We start from the raw sequence: 21,335 nt of genomic DNA, 5'->3' as shown, positions 1-21,335 counted from the left end.
ACCTATAGTCGTGGGTGTCGCTGCTTTGGCAGCGACACCCACATCACCCACGCCCTGTACCTGCTGACACAGGACGGCTGGGACCTGCTGCAAGTCAGATGCCCCCGGCCAAGTAACAAACGAAACATCATCGCTGCACACGCCGTGTCCAGCACCAGGAGTCAAAATTTGCAAACTACTATTGATTGCGTACGATGGGAGCCATTACTCAGCGAAGGGCTCGCATTTATGGCCAGCACTGAAATCATCGATCACAGCGCCCTCGTTCGCTTGGTCGAAAACGGTTCTGTGAGCGGCACAATTATCGTCGCGAAACCAGGAGGCTGGTCGGTCGAGATTCGGCAAGGCAGCCGCAAATGCGCGCTGACAGCACAACGCAGTGGTCAGGTGCGCCTGTTCAAGAGGCTGGAGACGCTTGTGACCTATCTGCAGGGCTTGGGCATCAGCCAATTCAACGTGGATGCCTCCGGCTATGACCCGCTGCAACTGAAAACCTACGCCAGGCCTGATCGCTCTGAAGCGTTGAAACAAGCCCATGAAGCGGCCGCTTATGAGGAATGGTTCAAGCGACAGGTGCAGATCAGCATCGATGATCCAAGGCCAAGTATCAGCGATGAAGATGCTCGCCGAATATTCGCCGCCAAGCGTGATGCCCTGCGTCAACGAGGGCGCTGATGAGGTTGGTCTGGCGCCCGGAAGCGCTTGCTGACCGAGACCGGATAATGGACCGAATCGGTCAGGACAACCCAGACGCTGCTGCGGATCTCGATGAAATGTTCGAATCAAAAGGGGAAATAGCAAGACAGCGCCCAACCTTGTACCGAAAGGGCAGGGTCCTCGGAACACGTGAAATCGTTGCGGCCGCCAACTACGTCATCGTCTACGCAATCAAAAAAGACCGGGTGGAAGTGCTGCGTGTCATGCATGCACGGCAGCAATGGCCTTAATTAGAGGATCATGTTGCAGTACTGTTGAGTGGCATTACTCTGGCCGTATCAGGCCAAAAATGAATGAATACTGCTACATGGCAAGTGACGAACCGCCGTTGAGATGAGCTTACCCAAATCTTCGCCCATGAAAAAACCGCCCCAAAGGGCGGTTTTTTATTCACTGCAAACTACTACTTACAACTTCGGCCCAGCCGCCTTGATCGCGTCGCTCACTTCGAACTTCTTGAAGTTCTCGATGAACAGACCGGCCAATGCTTTCGCTGCCTCGTCGTACGCAGCCTTGTCAGCCCAGGTGTTGCGTGGGTTGAGCAGGTTGGTGTCGACGCCCGGAACGGCCAGTGGCACGTCGAGGTTGATGGTGTCGAGGTGCTCGGTGGCAGCACCGATCAGAGCGCCGCTCTGGATCGCTGCGATCACCGCGCGGGTGGTCGGGATGTTGAAGCGTTGGCCGACGCCGTAGCCGCCGCCGGTCCAGCCGGTGTTGACCAGGTAGACCTTGGAGCCGAAGCCGCGGATGCGCTTGATCAGCAGTTCGGCGTATTCGCCAGCCGGACGCGGGAAGAACGGTGCGCCGAAGCAGGTGGAGAAGGTCGACTTGATGCCGCTGCCCGAACCCATTTCAGTCGAGCCCACCAGTGCGGTGTAGCCGGAAAGGAAGTGGTAGGCCGCTTGTTCTTCGTTGAGGATCGACACTGGCGGCAGTACGCCGGTCAGGTCGCAGGTCAGGAAGATCACCGCGTTTGGCTCGCCACCCAGGTTCTTCTCGGAACGCTTGGCAACGTGCTCCAGCGGATACGCCGCGCGGCTGTTCTGGGTCAGGCTGACATCGGCATAATCGGCGTGCTTGGCGTCGTCGATGACGACGTTTTCCAGCACCGCGCCGTGCTTGATGGCTTTCCAGATAACCGGCTCGTTCTTCTCGGAGAGGTCGATGCACTTGGCATAGCAACCGCCTTCGATGTTGAACACCACGCCTTCGCCCCAGCCGTGTTCGTCGTCACCGATCAGGTAACGGCTTTCGTCGGCCGACAGGGTGGTTTTACCGGTGCCCGACAGACCGAAGAACAGGGTCACGTCACCGTCTTCGCCGATGTTGGCAGCGCAGTGCATTGGCAGCACGTCAGCGGCCGGCAGCAGGAAGTTCTGCACCGAGAACATGGCTTTCTTCATCTCGCCGGCGTAACGCATGCCAGCGATCAGCACTTTCTTCTGCGCGAAGTTGATGATCACGCAACCGTCGGAGTTGGTGCCGTCACGCTCAGGCACACACTCGAAGTTAGCAACGTTGAGCACTTGCCATTCTTCACGGCCAGCCGGGTTGTACTGGGCCGGGTTGATGAACAGGCAACGACCGAACAGGTTCTGCCAGGCAGTCTGTGTGGTCATTTTCACGGCCAGGTAGTGATCTTCCGCCGCGCCTACATGCACGTGGGAAACGAAGTGCTCTTGCGCGTTGTTGAAGGCCTCGACGCGAGCCCACAGGGCATCGAACTTGTCGGCCGGGAACTTGCGGTTGATCGGGCCCCAGGCGATAGCGGCCTGGGTGGAAGGCTCTTCAACGATGAAACGGTCGACTGGCGAGCGGCCGGTGCGGTGACCGGTGCGAACAACCAGAGCGCCGGTATCGGCAAGCTCGCCTTCACCGCGATTCAGGGCTTCTTTTACCAGATCATCAACACTCAGATCGGTGTACACGGCGTTATTGGCTTGCGTCATGAGGTTCCCCGTCGGCCAGTGGCCGAGTGTGCTCCAAACGTTTTGTAGTAGAAAGTCGTGCACTACTACCGCGAAAAAAGTGGGCCGGATTATGCCAGAAAAGCCCAAAAAGAGTAGGGTCCTCCCGTCGTAACGGCGATATTCCGTCATTCCGCAGTGAATTTACCTGCGCTGAACCGTTTTAGTGACGGGTATCTGACGGCGTATCGACGCCCGCGCCAGCGAACAATTGAGCAATATCGGCTGCGTCAAACAGGTACTGCTGATTGCAGAACTGGCAATCGATCTCGACTTTGCCGCCCTGCTCGGCGGCCAGCGCCAGCGCATCTTCCAGCCCAAGACTGACCAGCGCATTGCCGGAGCGTTCCCGCGAGCAGCTGCAACTGAAGCGCAGATGCTGCACATCAAACAGACGTACCTGCTCTTCGTGGTACAGGCGATGCAGCACGGTTTCGTTGTCCAGACTAATGAGCTCATCAGCGCTCAAGGTGCTGGCCAGTGCGGTGAGATGCTGCCAGCTGGCGGCGCGTTCCTCTTCGTCTTTCAAGCGATCGGCGGGGAGTTGTTGCAGCAACATGCCACGGGCACGACGACCGTCGGCGAAGAGCTTGAAGCGGGTGCCGACCTGTTGCGACATGACGAAATAGTTGGTGAAACAGTCCGACAGGGTCTCGCCGTCAAGATCAACAATGCCCTGATAGCGCTGGCCAACAGTCGGGTCGACGGTCAGGGCCAGAACGCCGTTCGGCATCAAGTCGGCAAGGGTCGCGTCAACCGCGATCTGCTCGGCGTTGTAACGCGCCAGACCACGGATCTCACGCTCGCTGGAGCACTCGATCATCAGCAGCGGAATCGGCCCTTCCGAGCGCGCCTGCAAAATCAGCAAGCCATCGAACTTGAGCGTGCCGACCAGTAACGACGCGGCCGCCATCAGTTCGCCGAGCAACTGCGCGACCGGCTCCGGGTACGGGTGTTTGGCGAGGACTTCGGCGTAGCTGCGCTCCAGCGCTACCAGTTCGCCGCGAGTGTCGCTGTCATCGAAGATGAAGCGTTGAGTGAAATCGGTATCCGCTAGGTCGGTCATAGGTCTGGGTATCTGAATGTGATGACAAAATGGTTACAAAACGTGAAAATTTGCGCTTGCTGGCACTTTTTTTGGTGCCGGCGCTTTTTCGCCATGGGAGGCATTTTATGAACAATCCGGGTTTGTTCCAATCAAGGTGGAACCTCGGCCGGCTGGTTCTGTGTAACGTAGTGCCGCTGGCGCTACTGGCTTTCTGGTTATGGCCTACCGGTCAGATGCTGTGTGTGATTTTCGACGAGTGGCTGTTCCGCTCGCTGAACGCGCCGCTGGCCAGCAACCCGATATGGCTCCACATTTGGGCAATTGCAAGTCTGCGCCCGTTCGACATCGTCGTCGGACTGATTCTGCTGACGCTGCTGATCAAGGGCGATTGGGTTTTCAGGGCGATCGACGTGCGTCGCGCGTTCTTCGGTTTTTTCTCGATCCTGCTGCTGATGGTGGTGATCCGCGCGCTGTTTTCCAAATTCGCCGATCACATGGGCTGGCAACACAGCAGCCCGTCAATGGTGCTTGAGGGCGCCGTGCACATCAGCGATTACTTTCCGCATCTGGAAAAAACCTGGGAGCTGAAGGACCGTTCGGGCCAGAGTTTTCCCGGTGATCATGCCTCGGTGTTGTTGATCTGGGCGTTGTTCATGGGCGTGTTCAGCCGCACCGTCGGACAATTTCTAACGGTCTGGGGTCTGGCCGTGTTGTTCATGTTGCCGCGTCTGGTGGCAGGCGCGCATTGGGGTCAGGACGACTACATCGGTGGTGTGCTGCTGGCGGTATGGGCGTTGGGCTGGGGTTACTACACGCCGTTTGCCTATCACGCGTCGAACCTCTGGTTGAAGCTGACCGCGCCGATTTTCGCGTTGCTGGGCAAGCTGCCGATGGTGTCGCGGATGAGTGTGGTGCGTAGCGCCTGATACCGCGTCGTACTCGATTCGCGAGCAGGCTCGCTGCCACAGACGACTCGATCGAATGTGGGAGCGAGCCTGCTCGCGAAGAGGCCGGCACAACGTTTCAATCTTCGTTGCTGCTACCGCGAAACTTGAACAGATCCCGCCGCTGCTTCTTGCTCGGTTTGCCATCGGTGCTCACGCCCAACGAGCCCGCCTTGCGCATCGCCGCAGCCGCTTCACGCTTGGCGACACTCGCTTCGGTCTCCGCGTACAAGGTTTGCGCCTCGGGTGCGCCACGACGCACGATCGACAATGCCTCGACCCTCACCGTGCGCACTTCGAAGCCGGTGCGAATCTCGAACTCATCACCAATGCGCGGCTCCTTGCCCGGCTTGCAGCGCTCGCCACGACAATGCACCTTGCCGCTTTCGATTGCTGCTTTGGCCAGAGCACGCGTCTTGTAGAAACGCGCCGCCCATAACCACTTATCGAGACGGACCTTGTCGTCCTCCTCCTGCTTCTGTCCCATATGAATTCCTCGCTCAGCCAGTAGTCGGAACTGTACTACCGTTTCTGTCGGGCGCAAGAACTCGGCCCTCCAGATTGATTGTGATCTTCGCCGCCCGACCGGCCTGGAGTGACCGCGTGACTAAATTTCCAACTTCGTTGACCTCACCCAGGGGCGGTTGCCAGGGCTGCCAGCAGAGCGAACCGCTGGATTTCGATTTTGCCTTCGCCTACCAGCCGATTGTTGACCTGCGCGATCAATCGGTATTTGCCCACGAAGCGCTGGTCCGAGGCGTGTCAGGGGAAGGTGCACTGTCGGTGTTAAATCAGGTTACAGAAGACAACCGCTACCGTTTCGACCAGCTCTGCCGGACCCGCGCGATCGAAGGCGCGGCGAGCCTAAATATGCAGACACACTTGTCGATCAACTTTTTGCCCAACGCCGTCTACCGTCCAGAGCTATGCATTCGCAGCACACTGGAGGCCGCACGAAAACACAACTTTCCGATCGACCGACTGATTTTCGAAACCCTGGAAATCGAGCACGTAGATAATTATCGCCATTTGACCAATATTCTGCGTGAATACCGCGAATTCGGCTTCAAGACCGCCATCGACGATTTCGGTGCCGGTTATTCGGGGCTCAATCTGCTGGCTGATTTCCAACCGGATCTGATCAAACTCGACATGGCTCTGATCCGCGATGTTGACCAGGATCGTGTCCGTCAGGTGATCGTTCGGGGGATTGTCACAATGTGTGCGGAGTTGGACGTTACAGTCATTGCCGAAGGCATAGAAAGCGCCGGGGAACGGGATTTCCTCGCGGACTGTGGAATATTCCTGATGCAGGGCTACTGGTTCGCCAGACCTGCGTTCAAAGCGTTGGCCCAGGTGCCGGACGAGGCCTGGAAGCGTTAACCCTTGGTTTTTTCTTTGAAGACATTTGATCATTTGACCGTTGTCGGTCTGCGCGAGTGGGTGGCGCTCCCGGGTTTGGGAGTTGCGGGCCTGCGCGCAAAAATCGACACCGGCGCCAGCACCTCCAGCCTGCACGCCACCGACATCGAGCCGTTCGAACGCGACGGCGAGAAATGGGTGCGCTTCACTGCGCATCTCGGCACGGTGGTGCAGTTGCGTCACCGGCGCTGCGAAGCGCCGCTGGTCACGCGCAAAACCATCAAGAGCTCCAACGGCCATGCCCAGGTGCGCTATGTGATCAGCACCACGCTGGCCCTGGGTGATCGGGTCTGGCCGGTGGAGTTCACTCTGGCCTGCCGCAAGTCCATGCGTTATCGCCTGCTGCTCGGTTCCAAAGCCCTGATCGATGGCCAGTTGGTGGTCAATCCGGGCATCAAATATGTACAAGACAAGCCGGTGTTCCCGGTATCTACCTCCTCCACAGGTGTTGCATGAAGATCGCTGTGCTGTCGCGTAATCCGCGTCTGTATTCCACCCGCCGTCTGGTCGAAGCCGGAATCGAGCGCGGGCATGAAATGGTAGTGATCGACACCTTGCGCGCCTACATGAACATTGCCAGCCACAAGCCGCAGATCCATTACCGCGGCAAACCGCTGGAAGGTTTTGACGCGGTGATCCCGCGGATCGGCGCATCGGTGACGTTCTACGGCTGCGCGGTGTTGCGTCAGTTCGAAATGATGGGCGTGTTCCCGCTCAACGAGTCGGTGGCAATTGCCCGCTCGCGGGACAAATTGCGTTCGCTGCAACTGCTGTCGCGGCGCGGCATCGGTTTGCCGGTCACCGGTTTTGCCCACTCGCCGGACGATATTCCCGACCTGATCGCCATGGTCAACGGTGCACCGCTGGTGATCAAGGTACTGGAAGGCACCCAGGGCATCGGCGTGGTGCTGTGCGAAACAGCCACGGCGGCAGAGTCGGTGATCGAAGCGTTCATGGGTCTCAAGCAGAACATCATGGTTCAGGAATACATCAAGGAAGCCGGCGGTGCGGATATCCGCTGCTTCGTGGTCGGCGACAAGGTGATCGCCGCAATGAAGCGCCAGGCCAAACCGGGCGAGTTTCGTTCCAACCTGCATCGCGGTGGCAGCGCCAGCCTGATCAAGATCACCCCGGAAGAACGCATGACCGCGTTACGCGCTGCCAAGGTCATGGGCCTGGCGGTGGCGGGTGTGGATATCCTGCGCTCCAATCACGGTCCGCTGGTGATGGAAGTGAACTCGTCGCCGGGACTGGAAGGCATCGAAACCACCACTGGCAAGAATGTCGCCGGAATCATCATCGAGCATCTGGAAAAGAATGGCGGGCCGAATATGACCCGCACCAAGGGCAAAGGTTAACCCAGAGATATTCGGCGGCTGGAAAGCCGCCTTCGCGAGCAGGCTCGCTCCCACAGTTGATCGCATTCCAAAATGTGGGAGCGAGCCTGCTCGCGAAGGGGCCATCCGCCCTCTTGAAGATCTCAGCGCTTAAACAGCATCACGCGGCAACATCAACCCCAACGGCAATCTCACCCGCGCCTCCAGTCCACCCCCGGACCGGTTGCGCAATTCGACATTGCCGCCATGCATCGCCGCAATCCTTTTCACGATCGCCAGCCCCAGCCCGGTGCCTTTGCCACCGCGAGCCCGATCACCTCGGGTAAACGGGTTGAAGATCGCCTCAAGCTCGGACGGGTCAATACCCGCGCCACGGTCCATAACGCTAAGGACCACATACGGCGCGCTGGTATCTCCCGACACATAAGCCGCGACTTCAACACCCGTGCCGGCATGGTTCAAGGCATTGCCGATCAGGTTGTTGAGCAGGCGTTTCATCGACACCCGACGCAGCGGAAACGGCTGGATCGGTTCCAGGCGCAGGCGCACTTTCTCTTCGTTCTGGTTGTATGGCGCGGCGACTTCGCGCACCAGATCGCTGAGGTCGACCTCTTCCACCGACTCGTCACGACCGTCGCGAATGAACGCGAGGAACTGGTCGAGAATCGCGTCCATGTCCTCGATGTCGCGGACCATGTCGTCGGTGAGGTCGGTGTGATCGCCCATCAGTTCCAGCGACAGGCGCAAGCGCGTCAGCGGTGTGCGCAAGTCGTGGGAAACCCCCGCCAGCATCAGCTCCCGCTCACGTCCGGCCTGTTCGACGTCCTCGGCCATCTGGTTGAAGGCGCGATAAACCTCGGTCATTTCGCTCGGCGTATCACTGATCGGCAGACGTACGCTGCGGCCCTGGCCGAGTTGCCGCGCGGCATACACCAGGCGCTTCAACGGCTGGTTGAGCTGGCTGACGAAAATCCATGCCGACGCCGTAGAAAGCAGGCCGATGGCGAGGAACCAGCCGAGCACGTTCCAGATCTTCTGGCCGCGCAGCGGGTGCGGATACAACGGCACTTTCAGCCAGCCATCGCCCAGGCTCGGTGCCCTCACCCACAATGCCGGCGGCGAGTGCATGCGCAAACGCACCTCGGTGTCGGCACCCAGTTCCGCCTGCATCTGACGTTGGTAGATTTCGCTGTACGGCCAGTGCTGTTCGCCTTCCGGCACACCGGCGCCGACCACACGAATCAGGGTCGCGGCATCGGCAATTTTTGCGCGGTTCTCTTCGTCGGCGGCCCAATAGGCGCGCAGCGTCAGAGCGACGCCATGGCTGTATTGGCGATCCACCAGCACGTCCTCGTTCATCAACAGATAAACCAGGGTCAGCGCCTTGGAAAACAGCACGACGATCAGCACCAGCCAGAGGGTGCGGGAGAAAAAACTTTGGGGGAACCAGACGGGGGTTTTCATCTTTAACCGCTACACACTTGCAGGAGCGAGCAATGCTCGCATATTGCGGATTGCGAGTCTGTGGCAATGGCCGTGCGACCAGAGCCTTGCAGACCCGCTCCTACAAATCACCGATCACTTGGTGGCGGTGCCATCCGGTACGAACACGTAACCCACGCCCCAGACAGTCTGGATGTAGCGCGGTTTCGACGGATCGGGTTCGATCATGCGGCGCAGACGCGAGATCTGCACGTCGATGGAACGCTCCAGCGCATCCCATTCACGGCCACGGGCGAGGTTCATCAGCTTGTCGCGGGTCAGCGGCTGACGGGCGTTCATCACCAGCGCCTTGAGTACCGCGAACTCACCGGTGGTGAGCATGTGCACTTCATCGCCACGCTTGAGCTCGCGGGTCGCCAGCGACAACACGTAATCACCGAAGGTGACGTTTTCGTCCTCACTGCCCGGTGCGCCCGGCACCGGTGCGGCCTGACGGCGCAATACCGCTTTGACCCGAGCCATCAGCTCGTCCGGGTTGAACGGCTTGGCCAGGTAATCGTCGGCACCCAGTTCAAGGCCCTTGATACGGCTCAGCTCATCGCCCTTGGCGGTGAGCATGATGATCGGAATCTGGTTGTTCGCGCTGCGCAGACGGCGGCACGCGGTCAGGCCGTCTTCGCCCGGCAGCATCAGGTCGAGAACGACCAGATTGAACACTTCACGCGCCAGCAGACGGTCCATCTGCTCGGTGTTCGGAACGGTACGGGCACGGTAGCCCTTGCTGACGAAGAAACGCTCCAGCAGGCTGCTCAGCCCCGGATCGTCATCAACGATAAGAATTTTTTCGCCTTCAGCAGTTTGTGCTGTGCTGCTCATTGGATGCTCCTTTTAGCTCGGCGCGCATTATGGCGTAGCTGCCGTTATACGCACCGTGTGCATTGTTAGCAGATTTTTCCTTCACTGCCAGAAAACCGAGGTTTATGCCTACAGCCTGCAACGCCCCCGAATGACAGAACGCTGGTTATAATGCGCGGCGTTTTGCGCCAGGCAACGTCTGAATCGTTACCGTAAGTGGCCGGTATTTTTTCCGGCCCTGTGCAGTAACTGTTCGATTTCACGGGTCAATGGGCAGCTTCTTGATCCAGGCAGCGGCAATTTTCCAGCCGCTCAATCAGCCTCCAGGCCATTATCTGCGTGCCTGCGAGCCTGCTTTCATACTATGTCAGGTGGTTTTATGGACAGCATCAACAGCCGCATCGCCGAGGAACTCGGCGTACGCCCACAACAGGTCGAAGCGGCCGTCGCGCTACTCGATGAAGGTTCTACCGTCCCCTTCATCGCCCGTTACCGGAAAGAAGTCACCGGCAGCCTCGATGACACCCAGTTGCGTCATCTGGAAGAGCGCCTGCGCTACCTGCGAGAACTCGACGAACGGCGCATCAGCATCCTCGCCAGCATCGAGGAGCAAGGCAAGCTCACCCCTGCCCTGGAACGCGACATCAAGCTCGCCGACACCAAGACCCGTCTCGAAGACTTGTACCTGCCGTACAAGCAGAAGCGCCGCACCAAGGGCCAGATCGCCCTCGAAGCCGGCCTCGGCGAACTGGCCGACGGCTTGTTCAACGACCCGAACCTGTCGCCGGAAACCGAAGCCGCGCGCTTCGTCGACGCCGAAAAAGGCGTGGCCGACGTCAAGGCTGCGCTGGAAGGCGCCAAATACATTCTCATGGAGCGCTTCGCCGAAGACGCCAGCCTGCTGGAAAAGCTGCGTAATTTCCTCAAACAGGAAGCGATCCTCAGTGCCCGCGTCATCGCCGGCAAGGAAGAGGAAGGCGCCAAGTTCCGTGATTACTTCGAACACGACGAGCCTCTGAAAAGCATGCCATCGCACCGTGCCCTGGCGATTTTCCGTGGCCGCAACGAAGGCATTCTCAGCTCCGCGCTGAAAGTCGGCGATGAGTTGCCCGGCACCATGCACCCGTGCGAAGGCATGATCGGCCAGCAGTTCGGCATCCAGAACCAGAACCGCCCGGCGGACAAATGGCTCGGTGAAGTGGTGCGCTGGACCTGGAAGGTCAAGCTCTACACCCACCTGGAAACCGACCTGCTCGGCGAGTTGCGCGACGGTGCCGAAACCGAAGCGATCAACGTTTTCGCGCACAATCTGCACGACCTGCTGTTGGCCGCTCCGGCCGGCCCTCGCGCGACGCTGGGCCTCGACCCGGGCCTGCGTACCGGCTGCAAGGTGGCCGTGGTCGACTCCACCGGCAAGCTGCTCGACCACGCCACGGTTTACCCGCACGTGCCGCACAACAAATGGGATCAGACCATCGCCATCCTCGCCGCCCTGTGCGCCAAGCACTCGGTGGATCTGATCGCCATCGGCAACGGCACTGCCAGCCGTGAGACCGACAAGCTGGCGATCGAACTGATCAAGAAATATCCAGCGATGAAAATGACCAAGGTCATGGTGTCCGAAGCCGGCGCCTCGGTGTACTCGGCCTCGGAACTGGCGGCCAAGGAATTCCCGGATCTGGACGTGTCGATCCGTGGCGCCGTATCGATCGCCCGTCGCTTGCAGGATCCGCTGGCCGAACTGGTGAAAATCGATCCGAAATCCATCGGTGTCGGCCAGTACCAGCACGATGTCTCGCAGCTGAAACTGGCGCGCGGTCTGGATGCCGTGGTCGAGGACTGCGTGAACGCCGTGGGCGTGGATGTGAACACTGCCTCCGTGGCATTGCTGGCGCGGATTTCCGGCCTCAATGCAACGCTGGCGCAGAACATCGTTGCTCACCGTGACGAACACGGCGCGTTCAAGACCCGTGCAGCGCTGAAGAAAGTCGCGCGTCTGGGCGAAAAAACCTTCGAACAGGCCGCCGGTTTCTTGCGCGTGATGAACGGCGACAACCCGCTGGATTCGTCGGCGGTGCACCCGGAAGCCTATCCGCTGGTGCAGCGCATTGCCGCTGAAACCGACCGCGACATCCGTTCGCTGATCGGCGATGCCGCGTTCCTCAAGCGCCTGGATCCGAAGAAATTTACCGACGAAACCTTCGGTCTGCCGACCGTCACCGACATCCTGCAAGAACTGGAAAAACCCGGTCGCGATCCGCGCCCGGAGTTCAAGACCGCCGAGTTCCAGGAAGGCGTCGAGGACCTCAAGGATCTGCAACTGGGGATGATCCTTGAAGGCGTGGTGACCAACGTGACGGCGTTCGGTGCGTTCGTCGACATCGGCGTGCATCAGGATGGTCTGGTGCACATCTCGGCGCTGTCGGAGAAGTTCATCAAGGACCCGCGCGAAGCGGTCAAGGCCGGTGACGTGGTGAAAGTGAAGGTCATGGAAGTCGATATCCCGCGCAAACGCGTCGGTCTGTCGATGCGCATGAGCGACACTCCCGGCGAGAAAATCGATGGCGCCCGTGGCTCGCGTCCGGGCTCGGCACCGCGCCAGTCTTCGGGCAACGCGCCGCGCAAGGAAACCGCCACAGCCGCGCCGGTGAACAATGCGATGGCCTCGCTGTTCGCCAACGCCAAGCAGTTGAAGAAACGCTGATGGAGATGCCGGCCGGGCTCGTCGAGAGCGCGTTTTTCAAGCTGTTGGGCTGTCGCCTGCACAGTCTCGAAACCGGGGTGGCGCAAGTCGCCCTGGCGCTTGAGCCCGAACTGCGCAATCGCGGCGGCAAACTGCACGGCGGCGCGCTGTTCAGTCTGGTCGACATCGCCATGGGCCTGGCTTGTTCCAGCAGCCATGGCTTCGATCAGCAGAGTGCGACCATCGAATGCAAGATCAACTACATCCGCGCCGTTTCCGACGGCGAGGTGCTGTGCACGGCGCGGGTGATCCACCCGGGCCGGCGCACGCTGGTGGTCGAAGCCGAGGTGATGCAGGGCGACAAACTGGTCGCAAAAGCGCAAGGCACCTTCGCTGTCCTGTAGATGTTGCTCATCATTTTGAGTTAATTTCGGCGCAACGAATCCTGTGGGAGCTGCCGAAGGCTGCGATCTTTTGATTTTGTTTTTCAACAGCAAGATCAAAAGATCGCAGCCTTCGGCAGCTTCTACGGGTTCATGTGTGCGGCTGACAGGCTAGAAAACCAGGCGATAACGCCAGTTTCAACTTCACCCTTGTAGACCGTCTTGCCCACCCCCATATTGGGGCGACTGACGCGTGAAGGAATCCAAATTGAGCGAACTTCTCAACCGCCGCCTGGCTCTGCTCGGCGAGCGCGCTAACCTCTCTCTGCTCAAGCAGTGCCTGCACGGTATCGAACGTGAATGCCTGCGCGTGACCAGTGAAGGTCGCCTGGCGCAAACGCCGCACCCCGAAGCCCTGGGTTCCGCGCTGACCAACGAACAGATCACCACCGACTACTCCGAGTCGCTGCTGGAATTCATTACGCCAGCCCTGCCGGATCCTGCCGACACGCTGGCGAGCCTGGACAAGATTCATCGTTTTGCCTACAGCAAACTCGGCAACGAGTACCTGTGGAGTCCATCGATACCGTGCCCGTTGCCGGCCGAGGAAGATATTCCGATCGCCTATTACGGCACCTCCAACATCGGTCAGCTCAAGTACGTTTATCGCAAGGGCCTGGCCCTGCGTTACGGCAAGACCATGCAATGCATTGCCGGGATTCACTACAACTTTTCCCTGCCGGAACAGCTCTGGCCATTGCTGCGCGAGGCCGAAGGTTTCGTCGGCACCGATCGCGATTTCCAATCGGTTTCCTACATCGCGTTGATTCGCAACTTCCGTCGCTACAGCTGGCTGCTGATGTACCTGTTCGGTGCCTCGCCGGCGCTGGACGCCGGCTTCCTGCGCGGGCGTTCGCATCAGCTCGAGCAGCTCGATCCGGACACGCTGTATCTGCCGCACGCCACCAGCCTGCGCATGAGCGATCTCGGTTATCAGAGCAATGCCCAGGCCGGCCTGACACCGTGCTACAACGACCTGGCGAGCTACACCGACAGCCTGCGCGAAGCCGTGGCCACGCCCTACGCGCCATACGTGGAAGTCGGCACGCACAAGGATGGCGAATGGGTGCAGCTCAACACCAACATCCTGCAGATCGAAAACGAGTACTACTCCAACATCCGCCCGAAACGCGTGACCTACACCGGTGAGCGGCCGATCCAGGCGCTGATGGCGCGCGGCATCCAGTACGTCGAAGTGCGCTGCCTGGACATCAACCCGTTCCTGCCGATGGGCATCGACCTCACCGAATCGCGCTTCATCGACGCCTTCCTGCTGTACTGCGCGCTGAACGACAGCCCGCTGCTGACCAACACTTCGTGCGGCAACGCCACCTCGAACTTCCTCAGCGTGGTCAAGGAAGGTCGCCGTCCGGGCCTGCAATTGCAGCGTGACGGTCAACCGGTCGAGATGAAGCAATGGGCGGCCGAACTGCTGGAACAGATTGCTCCGCTGGCGGCGATGCTCGACCAGAGCGTCGGCGGCGATGCCCACAGCAAGGCGCTGGATGCGCAACTGGCCAAGGTCAACGACCCGTCCCTGACCCCATCGGCGCAGGTGCTGGCGGCCATGGCTGAGCACAAGGAAAGCTTTGCGCAGTTCTCCCTGCGCCAGAGCCAGACCCACGCCGAGTTCTTCCGCAGCGAGCCGTTGGCGGCTGACGAGCAAGCGAAGTTTGAAGAACTGGCGCGCGCATCGCTGGCGCAGCAGACCGAGCTTGAACAGAACGAGGTTGGCGATTTCGATGTGTTTGTTGGCGCGTATCAGGCGAGCATCCTCGCCATCAGCAATTAAAAGCCCCTCACCCTAACCCTCTCCCAAAGGGAGAGGGGACTGACCGCGTTGTTCTTGCGAGCTACACCGACCTGAAATACCGGGCCGAACTCAGGCCTTGAAAAGCATGAAGATCAGCTCCCTTTCCCCCTCGCCCCCTTGGGGGAGAGGGCTGGGGTGAGGGGGCAAAGTTCTGACGTCGAACGAATCATCCGAAATCCCCACACCCTCTCCTATCCTTAGATTTTTCCGCTCATATGCTCATTCGAAAAAGTTATTTATTTATCGATTCTTAGATCATTTAGTCTCCATTCACGCCGACATTCGGTCGCCTGATCTGGAGCTCTCAATTGAAACTGAATTTCCCGCTTCGCCTGCTCGCCGCCGCCTCGCTGGCCGCTGCAAGCTTCCTGGCCCAGGCGGCCGATCTCACCGTCGCCTACCAGACTACCGTCGACCCGGCCAAGGTCGCTCAGGCCGACGGCGCCTACGAGAAAGCCACCAAGGCCGATATCAGCTGGCGCAAATTCGATAACGGTGCCGACATCATTGCCGCCATCGCGTCCGGCGATGTGCAGATCGGCTATCTCGGTTCGAGCCCGTTGACCGCTGCGATCACGCGCAAAGTGCCGGTGGAAACCTTCCTCATCGCCACCCAAATCGGCGCCGCTGAAGCATTGGTCGCGCGTGACGGTTCCGGCATCAAGACTCCGCAGGATCTGATCGGCAAGAAAATCGCCGTGCCATTCGTGTCCACCGGGCACTACAGCCTGCTCGCGGCGCTCAAGCACTGGAACATCGACCCGTCGAAAGTCACCGTGCTCAACCTCGCGCCGCCAGCCATCATCGCGGCGTGGAAACGCGGCGATATCGACGCCACTTACGTTTGGGATCCGGCACTGGGCGTCGCCAAGGAAAACGGCAAAGTGCTGATCACCTCCGGCGAACTGGCCAAGTTCGGCGCGCCGACCTTCGACGCTTGGATCGTGCGCAAGGACTTCGCCGAGAAGCACCCGGAAATCGTCACCGCGTTCGCCAAGGTCACCCTCGACGCCTACGCCGCTTACCGCAAGGATCCGCAGGCCTGGCTGGCCAATCAGAGCAACGTCGACAAACTGGTCAAACTCTCCGGCGCCAAGGCCAGCGACATCCCATTGCTGCTGCAGGGCAACGTCTACCCATTGGCGGCGGATCAGGTCAGTGACCTCGGCGCGCCGACCACCAAAGCCATCACTGACACCGCCGCGTTCCTCAAGGAGCAAGGCAAGGTCGAAGCCGTCCTGCCGGACTACGCGCCTTACGTCAGCGCCAAATACATCACCAACTGATCGGGAGATACAGCGATGGCCTTGCTACAGCTGGAGCGCATCAGCGCACAGTACCCGGGCAGCCCGGAGCCGGTGCTGGCGGATATTTCTCTGACCCTGGGGCCGCAGCAATTGCTGGTCGCCCTCGGCCCGTCCGGCAGTGGCAAGACTTCGCTGTTGAACCTGATTGCCGGCTTCGTCGAGCCGAGTGCCGGGCGCATCACCCTTGACGGCGTGCCGGTCAAAGGCCCGAGCGCCGAACGTGGCGTGGTGTTTCAGGACGACGCCTTGCTGCCTTGGCAGGACGTATTGGCCAACGTCGCCTTCGGCCTCGAACTGGCCGGTGTCGGCAAGGACAAACGCGAACAGCGCGCCCGTGAAATGCTCGCGCTGGTCGATCTTGCCGGCTTCGAAGACCGACGCATCTGGCAATTGTCCGGTGGCCAGAAACAACGCGTCGGCCTCGCCCGCGCCCTCGCCGCCGACCCGCGCGTGTTGCTGATGGACGAGCCTTTCGGCGCCCTCGACGCGTTCACTCGCGAACAGATGCAGGAACTGTTGCTGCAAGTCTGGCAACGCACGGCCAAGCCGGTTTTCCTGATTACCCACGACATTGAAGAAGCGGTGTTCCTCGCCACGGACCTGATTCTGCTGGCACCGAATCCGGGGCAGATCGTCGAGCGCCTGCAATTGGATTTTGGTCAGCGTTATGCCGCTGGCGAGTCGGCCCGCGCGATCAAATCCGATCCGCGTTTTATCGAAACCCGCGAGCATGTACTGAGCAAAGTCTTCTCGCAACGCAGCGCCGTACCCCGGCAGGAGCGCGCATGAGCAGTTACGACGTTTCCGCTGCGGCGGTGAAAACACCTTCGGTGAGCATCCCGCTGCGCCGCAGCCTCAGCACTCGCTGGATCAGCCTGCTGACCCTGTTCGGCCTGTTGGCGGTCTGGTGGGCGGTGACAGCTACCGAGTTGATCGAACCGCTGTTCTTGCCACCGCCCTCTGCCGTGCTGCAAAAAGGCTGGCTGCTGGCGACCTCGGGATATATGGATTCGACGCTGTGGCAGCACCTGGGCGCGAGCCTGAGCCGCATCGGCCTGGGTCTCGCTTTTGCGATTCTCACCGCCGTGCCGGTGGGTATTGCCATTGGTGCAAACCGCATCGCTCGCGGTGTGCTCGATCCACTGATCGAGTTCTACCGCCCGATCCCGCCGCTGGCGTATCTGCCGCTGATCGTGATCTGGTGCGGCATTGGCGAGTTGTCGAAAGTGCTGCTGATCTACTTGGCGATTTTTGCGCCGATTGCCATTGCCACCGCGACGGGTGTGCGCACGGTTGATCCAGCAAAACTGCGCGCGGCGCAGTCGTTGGGCGCAACGCGCGTGCAGTTGATTCGCCATGTGATTCTGCCCAGCGCACTGCCGGACATTCTCACCGGCGTGCGCATTGGCCTGGGGGTTGGCTGGTCGACCCTGGTCGCCGCTGAACTGATCGCGGCCACCAGTGGCTTGGGCTTCATGGTGCAGTCGGCTGCGCAATTCCTGGTCACCGATGTCGTGGTGCTGGGGATTCTGGTCATCGCCCTGATCGCCTTCGCCATGGAAATGGGCCTGCGCGCATTGCAGCGCAGACTGGTGCCATGGCACGGCCAGGCGCACTAAATCGCCTTGTGAAAATTCCCCTGTGGGAGCGAGCCTGCTCGCGAAAGCGTCAGATCATTCACTGCACTGTCGCCTGACACTCTGCATTCGCGAGCAGGCTCGCTCCCACAAAAGCATGACACTCCGAATTCGAAGAGAACGACCATGAGCACCCTCAACATCACCCCGTTAAGCTCGGCCCTCGGTGCGCAGATCAACGGCGTCGACATCAGCCAGCCGCTGAGCCTGGAACACCGCGACGTCATCGAACAGGCGCTGCTCAAATATCAGGTGCTGTTCTTCCGCAACCAGCCGATCGAGCCGGCACAGCAGGCACGTTTCGCGCATTATTTCGGCGACCTGCACATTCATCCGATCTACCCGAACGTGCCGGAACAACCGGAAGTGCTGATCCTCGACACCGCCGTCACCGACGTGCGCGATAACGCGATCTGGCACACCGACGTGACCTTCCTGCCAACGCCCGCGATGGGCGCAGTGCTCAGCGCCAAGTTGCTGCCGGAGTTCGGTGGCGACACGTTGTGGGCCAGCGGCATCGCGGCATATGAAGCGTTGTCGGCGCCGATGAAAACCCTGCTCGAAGGTCTGACGGCCACCCACGATTTCACTCGTTCGTTTCCGCTCGAGCGCTACGGCAACACGCCTGAGGCGCTGGCGCAGTGGGAAGAAGCGCGGCGCAAGAATCCGCCGCTGTCGCACCCGGTGATTCGCACCCACCCAGTGAGCGGGCGGCGCTCGCTATTCGTCAATGAAGGATTTACCTCAAAGATCAACGAATTGTCGGAAACCGAGAGCGAGGCGATTCTGAAGTTTCTGTTCGCCCACGCGACACGGCCGGAATTCACCATTCGCTGGCGCTGGCAGAAGGACGACATCGCCTTCTGGGACAACCGCGTGACGCAGCATTACGCGGTGGACGATTACCGCCCGGCGCGGCGGGTGATGCAGCGGGCGACGGTGTTGGGGGATGTGCCGTTTTTTCGCTGAGCCCTTTTAAAGGCAAAAGCCCCTCACCCTAACCCTCTCCCGGAGGGGAGAGGGGACTGATTGGGGATGCTGTAGAAGTACGCCGACCTGAACGTACTTTGCTGAATCCATAATCGACTCGGTATTTCAGGTCGATGTAAGACGCAAGACACCTCGGTCGGCTCCCTCTCCCTCTGGGAGAGGGCTGGGGTGAGGGTGGCTCACTCCGCCGTCGAAGGCTTCTCCCAAAGATTGATCCCGCCCTCCTGGGCAAACCGGTCAATCTCCGCCAACTCTTCAGCACTGAAATGCAGATTCTTCAGCGCGCCGACGTTCTCGATGATCTGCTCCGGCCGGCTCGCACCAATCAGCGCCGAGGTCACTCGTGGATCACGCAGCGTCCACGCAAGTGCCAGTTGCGCCAGGCTCTGGCCGCGACGCTGGGCGATCTCGTTCAACGCTCGCACGTGAGCGATGTTGGCCTCGGACAAGTGCGAAGCCTGCAACGAACCACCGCCGGGACGATTGACTCGCGCATCGGCCGGCACGCCGTTGAGGTATTTGTCGGTGAGCAAGCCCTGCGCCAGCGGCGTGAACGCGATGACGCCCGTGCCGAGTTCATCGGTGGTATCGAGCAGATCCTTTTCCACCCAGCGATTGAGCAGGTTGTACGCCGGCTGATGAATCAGCAGCGGCACTTTCCACTCTTTCAGCAGCGCGGCCATTTCTCGGGTTTTCACCCCTGAGTAGGACGAGATGCCGATGTAAAGCGCCTTGCCCTGCTGCACGGCGGTGGCAAGGGCGCTGGCGGTTTCTTCCAGCGGGGTGTCCGGGTCGAAGCGGTGCGAATAGAAGATGTCCACATAGTCCAGACCGAGGCGTTGCAGGCTCTGGTCGAGGCTGGCCAGCACGTATTTGCGCGAACCGCCGCCCTGACCATACGGGCCGGGCCACATGTCCCAACCGGCCTTGCTGGAGATGATCAGCTCGTCGCGATACTGCTTGAAGTCTTCGCGCAGCAGGCGACCGAAATTGATCTCGGCGCTGCCGTATGGCGGGCCGTAGTTGTTGGCCAGATCGAAATGATTGATGCCCAGATCGAACGCGGTGCGCAGCAAGGCACGCTGGGTCTCGATCGGCGTGCTGTCGCCAAAGTTGTGCCACAGGCCCAACGACAAGGCCGGCAGCACCAGACCGCTGCGGCCGACGCGGCGGTAGGGAATGGAGTCGTAGCGATTTTCGGCAGCGGTGTAAGTCATCGAATCCTCTCTTGTCTGTCTTTTAGTCATCTGCAACCGGACACCTTTGTGGCGAGGGGATTTATCCCCGATGGATGGCGAAGCCGCCCCAAAACCTGAAACCTCGGCGAATCTGGTGTACCGAATGCGCTGTTTTACGACTGCTTCGCAGCCGAACGGGGATGAATCCCCTCGCCACAAAAGCCCCATCAATCATGCAAAGCGATTTGCAGGTCGAACCAGCCCCAGGTTCTGCCGCAGCGTGCGGCCTTCATATTCAGTTCTGAACAAGCCACGCCGTTGCAGTTCCGGCACCACGCCATTGGCGAAATCTTCCAGCCCGCCCGGCAGGTGCGGCACCAGCACATTGAAGCCGTCCGCCGCGCCTTGTTCGAACCACTCCTGCAGGCAATCGGCAATCTGTGCCGGCGTGCCGACCAGGCTGTGATGCCCCCGCCCGCCAGCGATCCTGCGACCAAGCTCGGCGAGGGTCAGGCTCTCCCGCCCGGCCAGCTCGGTCAGCAATTTCTGTCGGCTCTGCTGACCGCTGTCAGTCAGCGGCAATGGCGGCAGCGGCCCGTCCAGCGGGTACTTCGATAAATCGAAGTTGCCCAGCATACGCCCAAGCAGCGCGACGCCCACCTCCGGTTCGACCAATTGCTGAAACGTTTCAAACTTTTCCTGCGCTTCAGCTTCGGTAGCAGCGACCACCACGAACACACCGGGCATGATTTTCAGCGAATCGGTGCTGCGCCCGAACTTGGCCAAGCGTCCCTTGATATCAGTGTAAAACGCCTGTGCGGCGGCCAGCGAAGTCTGCGCGGTGAACACCACTTCCGCCGTTTGCGCCGCCAGTTCGCGCCCGGCTTCGGAAGAACCGGCCTGGACGATCACCGGTTGCCCCTGCGGCGAGCGCGCGACGTTCAGCGGGCCTTTGACCCGGAAATGTTCACCGACATGATCGAGCACGTGCAGCTTCTGCGGGTGGTAATAGGCGCCGCTGGCCTTGTCGCGGTGGAAGGCATCGTCTTCCCAACTGTCCCAGAGCCCGGTGACCACCTGATGAAACTCACGGGCGCGGCTGTAGCGTTCGGCGTGGCCGATGTGTGCGTCGCGGCCGAAATTCAGCGCCTCGGCCGCATTGTCCGAAGTCACCAGATTCCATCCCGCCCGTCCGCCCGACAAATGATCGAGCGAAGCGAACTTGCGCGCGACGTGGTATGGCTCGTTGTAACTGGTGGTGGCCGTGGCGATCAGGCCGATGTGCTCGGTCACCGCGCTCAGTGCCGAGAGCAAGGTCAGCGGCTCGAAGTGATCGGAGCGCGCCATGCGGCTGGCGATGTTTTCGGTCGGTGCGGCGACGCTGTCGGCGACAAACAGCGCATCGAACTTTGCCGCTTCGGCGATCTGCGCCAGACGTTTGTAATGGGCGAAATCCAGCCCAGCATCCGCCGGCACGTCCGGGTGCCGCCAGGCCGCTACGTGATGCCCGGTGGCCATGAAAAACGCACCGAGTTTCATCTGTCTGCTCAT

At 60.4% G+C, this 21,335-nt stretch carries 20 protein-coding genes; 13 read left to right on the top strand and 7 right to left on the bottom strand.

The genetic code is table 11. From position 1 onward, the window contains the following. The first annotated feature begins 228 nt into the window (after positions 1 to 228). Complete coding sequence (locus AB4O12_RS22885; RefSeq protein WP_056787116.1) at positions 229 to 675, top strand: antitoxin PaaA2 family protein; 447 nt, start codon at positions 229 to 231, stop codon at positions 673 to 675. Continuing rightward, positions 675 to 947, top strand: coding sequence for a type II toxin-antitoxin system RelE/ParE family toxin (locus tag AB4O12_RS22880; protein ID WP_056787114.1), 273 nt, complete (start codon positions 675 to 677; stop codon positions 945 to 947). The genes AB4O12_RS22885 and AB4O12_RS22880 overlap by 1 nt, the downstream gene beginning before the upstream one ends. A 177-nt stretch (positions 948 to 1,124) precedes the next feature. On the opposite strand, the gene AB4O12_RS22875 is transcribed toward AB4O12_RS22880, so the two are convergent. Together AB4O12_RS22875 and hslO are read right to left on the bottom strand one after the other, a co-directional pair. After that, on the bottom strand, positions 1,125 to 2,666 hold the full coding sequence (locus tag AB4O12_RS22875; RefSeq protein WP_016772179.1) for a phosphoenolpyruvate carboxykinase: 1,542 nt from the start codon (positions 2,664 to 2,666) through the stop codon (positions 1,125 to 1,127). A gap of 181 nt (positions 2,667 to 2,847) precedes the next feature. Continuing rightward, positions 2,848 to 3,750 (bottom strand): Hsp33 family molecular chaperone HslO, encoded by a 903-nt coding sequence (gene hslO / locus AB4O12_RS22870; RefSeq protein WP_460059771.1) that lies wholly within the window; start codon positions 3,748 to 3,750, stop codon positions 2,848 to 2,850. A gap of 107 nt (positions 3,751 to 3,857) precedes the next feature. Here hslO and AB4O12_RS22865 point away from each other — a divergent pair, with 107 nt between their 5' ends. Continuing rightward, entirely contained in the window at positions 3,858 to 4,658 is an 801-nt protein-coding gene (locus tag AB4O12_RS22865; RefSeq protein ID WP_041477480.1) for a phosphatase PAP2 family protein, read from the top strand. 97 nt (positions 4,659 to 4,755) lie between these two features. Here the strand turns inward: AB4O12_RS22865 and AB4O12_RS22860 are convergent, their stop codons facing one another. After that, positions 4,756 to 5,163: an RNA-binding S4 domain-containing protein gene (locus AB4O12_RS22860; RefSeq protein ID WP_016772182.1), complete on the bottom strand. Its 408-nt coding sequence runs from the start codon at positions 5,161 to 5,163 to the stop codon at positions 4,756 to 4,758. Between the two features lie 116 nt (positions 5,164 to 5,279). On the opposite strand from AB4O12_RS22860, the gene rimA reads away from it, so the two are divergent. From rimA to rimK, 3 genes are read left to right on the top strand one after another with little or no spacing between them, the layout of a single operon-like run. Further along, the gene (gene rimA / locus AB4O12_RS22855; protein WP_460062496.1) at positions 5,280 to 6,059 is read left to right on the top strand and encodes a S6 modification regulatory phosphodiesterase RimA; all 780 of its coding nucleotides are present in this window, start codon (positions 5,280 to 5,282) and stop codon (positions 6,057 to 6,059) included. 15 nt (positions 6,060 to 6,074) lie between these two features. Then, positions 6,075 to 6,554, top strand: a complete 480-nt coding sequence (rimB, locus tag AB4O12_RS22850) for a retropepsin-like aspartic endopeptidase RimB (RefSeq protein WP_016772184.1) — start codon at positions 6,075 to 6,077, stop codon at positions 6,552 to 6,554. Further along, a complete protein-coding gene (rimK, locus tag AB4O12_RS22845) occupies positions 6,551 to 7,456 on the top strand; it encodes a 30S ribosomal protein S6--L-glutamate ligase (protein WP_024011184.1) in 906 nt (301 codons plus the stop codon). The genes rimB and rimK overlap by 4 nt, the downstream gene beginning before the upstream one ends. A 129-nt stretch (positions 7,457 to 7,585) precedes the next feature. Here rimK and AB4O12_RS22840 read toward each other — a convergent pair whose 3' ends face one another. Continuing rightward, a complete protein-coding gene (locus AB4O12_RS22840) occupies positions 7,586 to 8,899 on the bottom strand; it encodes an ATP-binding protein (protein ID WP_016770645.1) in 1,314 nt (437 codons plus the stop codon). A 114-nt stretch (positions 8,900 to 9,013) separates the two neighbouring features. Next, positions 9,014 to 9,754 carry an osmolarity response regulator transcription factor OmpR gene (ompR, locus tag AB4O12_RS22835; protein ID WP_016772186.1) on the bottom strand — a complete coding sequence of 247 codons (741 nt, stop codon included), beginning with the start codon at positions 9,752 to 9,754 and terminating at the stop codon, positions 9,014 to 9,016. Positions 9,755 to 10,112: 358 nt separating this feature from the next. Here ompR and AB4O12_RS22830 point away from each other — a divergent pair, with 358 nt between their 5' ends. From AB4O12_RS22830 to tauD, 7 genes are all read left to right on the top strand, one after another. Beyond that, entirely contained in the window at positions 10,113 to 12,437 is a 2,325-nt protein-coding gene (locus AB4O12_RS22830) for a Tex family protein (protein ID WP_110644785.1), read from the top strand. After that, positions 12,437 to 12,820, top strand: coding sequence for a PaaI family thioesterase (locus AB4O12_RS22825; protein ID WP_052512482.1), 384 nt, complete (start codon positions 12,437 to 12,439; stop codon positions 12,818 to 12,820). Before AB4O12_RS22830 ends, AB4O12_RS22825 begins: the two co-directional genes overlap by 1 nt. Positions 12,821 to 13,067: 247 nt before the next feature. After that, positions 13,068 to 14,651 carry a glutamate--cysteine ligase gene (gene gshA, locus AB4O12_RS22820; protein ID WP_460059770.1) on the top strand — a complete coding sequence of 528 codons (1,584 nt, stop codon included), beginning with the start codon at positions 13,068 to 13,070 and terminating at the stop codon, positions 14,649 to 14,651. Between the two features lie 329 nt (positions 14,652 to 14,980). Further along, positions 14,981 to 15,958 (top strand): taurine ABC transporter substrate-binding protein, encoded by a 978-nt coding sequence (tauA, locus tag AB4O12_RS22815; RefSeq protein WP_024011179.1) that lies wholly within the window; start codon positions 14,981 to 14,983, stop codon positions 15,956 to 15,958. Positions 15,959 to 15,973: 15 nt separating this feature from the next. Then, a complete protein-coding gene (gene tauB / locus AB4O12_RS22810; protein ID WP_071174062.1) occupies positions 15,974 to 16,768 on the top strand; it encodes a taurine ABC transporter ATP-binding subunit in 795 nt (264 codons plus the stop codon). Beyond that, on the top strand, positions 16,765 to 17,598 hold the full coding sequence (gene tauC / locus AB4O12_RS22805; protein ID WP_150637913.1) for a taurine ABC transporter permease TauC: 834 nt from the start codon (positions 16,765 to 16,767) through the stop codon (positions 17,596 to 17,598). Before tauB ends, tauC begins: the two co-directional genes overlap by 4 nt. Before the next feature lie 144 nt (positions 17,599 to 17,742). Next, positions 17,743 to 18,585, top strand: coding sequence for a taurine dioxygenase (gene tauD / locus AB4O12_RS22800; protein ID WP_423663629.1), 843 nt, complete (start codon positions 17,743 to 17,745; stop codon positions 18,583 to 18,585). Between the two features lie 200 nt (positions 18,586 to 18,785). Here tauD and mgrA read toward each other — a convergent pair whose 3' ends face one another. Then, complete coding sequence (gene mgrA, locus AB4O12_RS22795) at positions 18,786 to 19,823, bottom strand: L-glyceraldehyde 3-phosphate reductase (protein WP_076565051.1); 1,038 nt, start codon at positions 19,821 to 19,823, stop codon at positions 18,786 to 18,788. A gap of 192 nt (positions 19,824 to 20,015) precedes the next feature. After that, positions 20,016 to 21,335, bottom strand: coding sequence for an LLM class flavin-dependent oxidoreductase (locus AB4O12_RS22790; RefSeq protein WP_056787075.1), 1,320 nt, complete (start codon positions 21,333 to 21,335; stop codon positions 20,016 to 20,018).

Source organism: Pseudomonas sp. S2_A05 (genome assembly GCF_054668485.1).
This window is presented reverse-complemented; position numbering and strand designations above follow the sequence as displayed.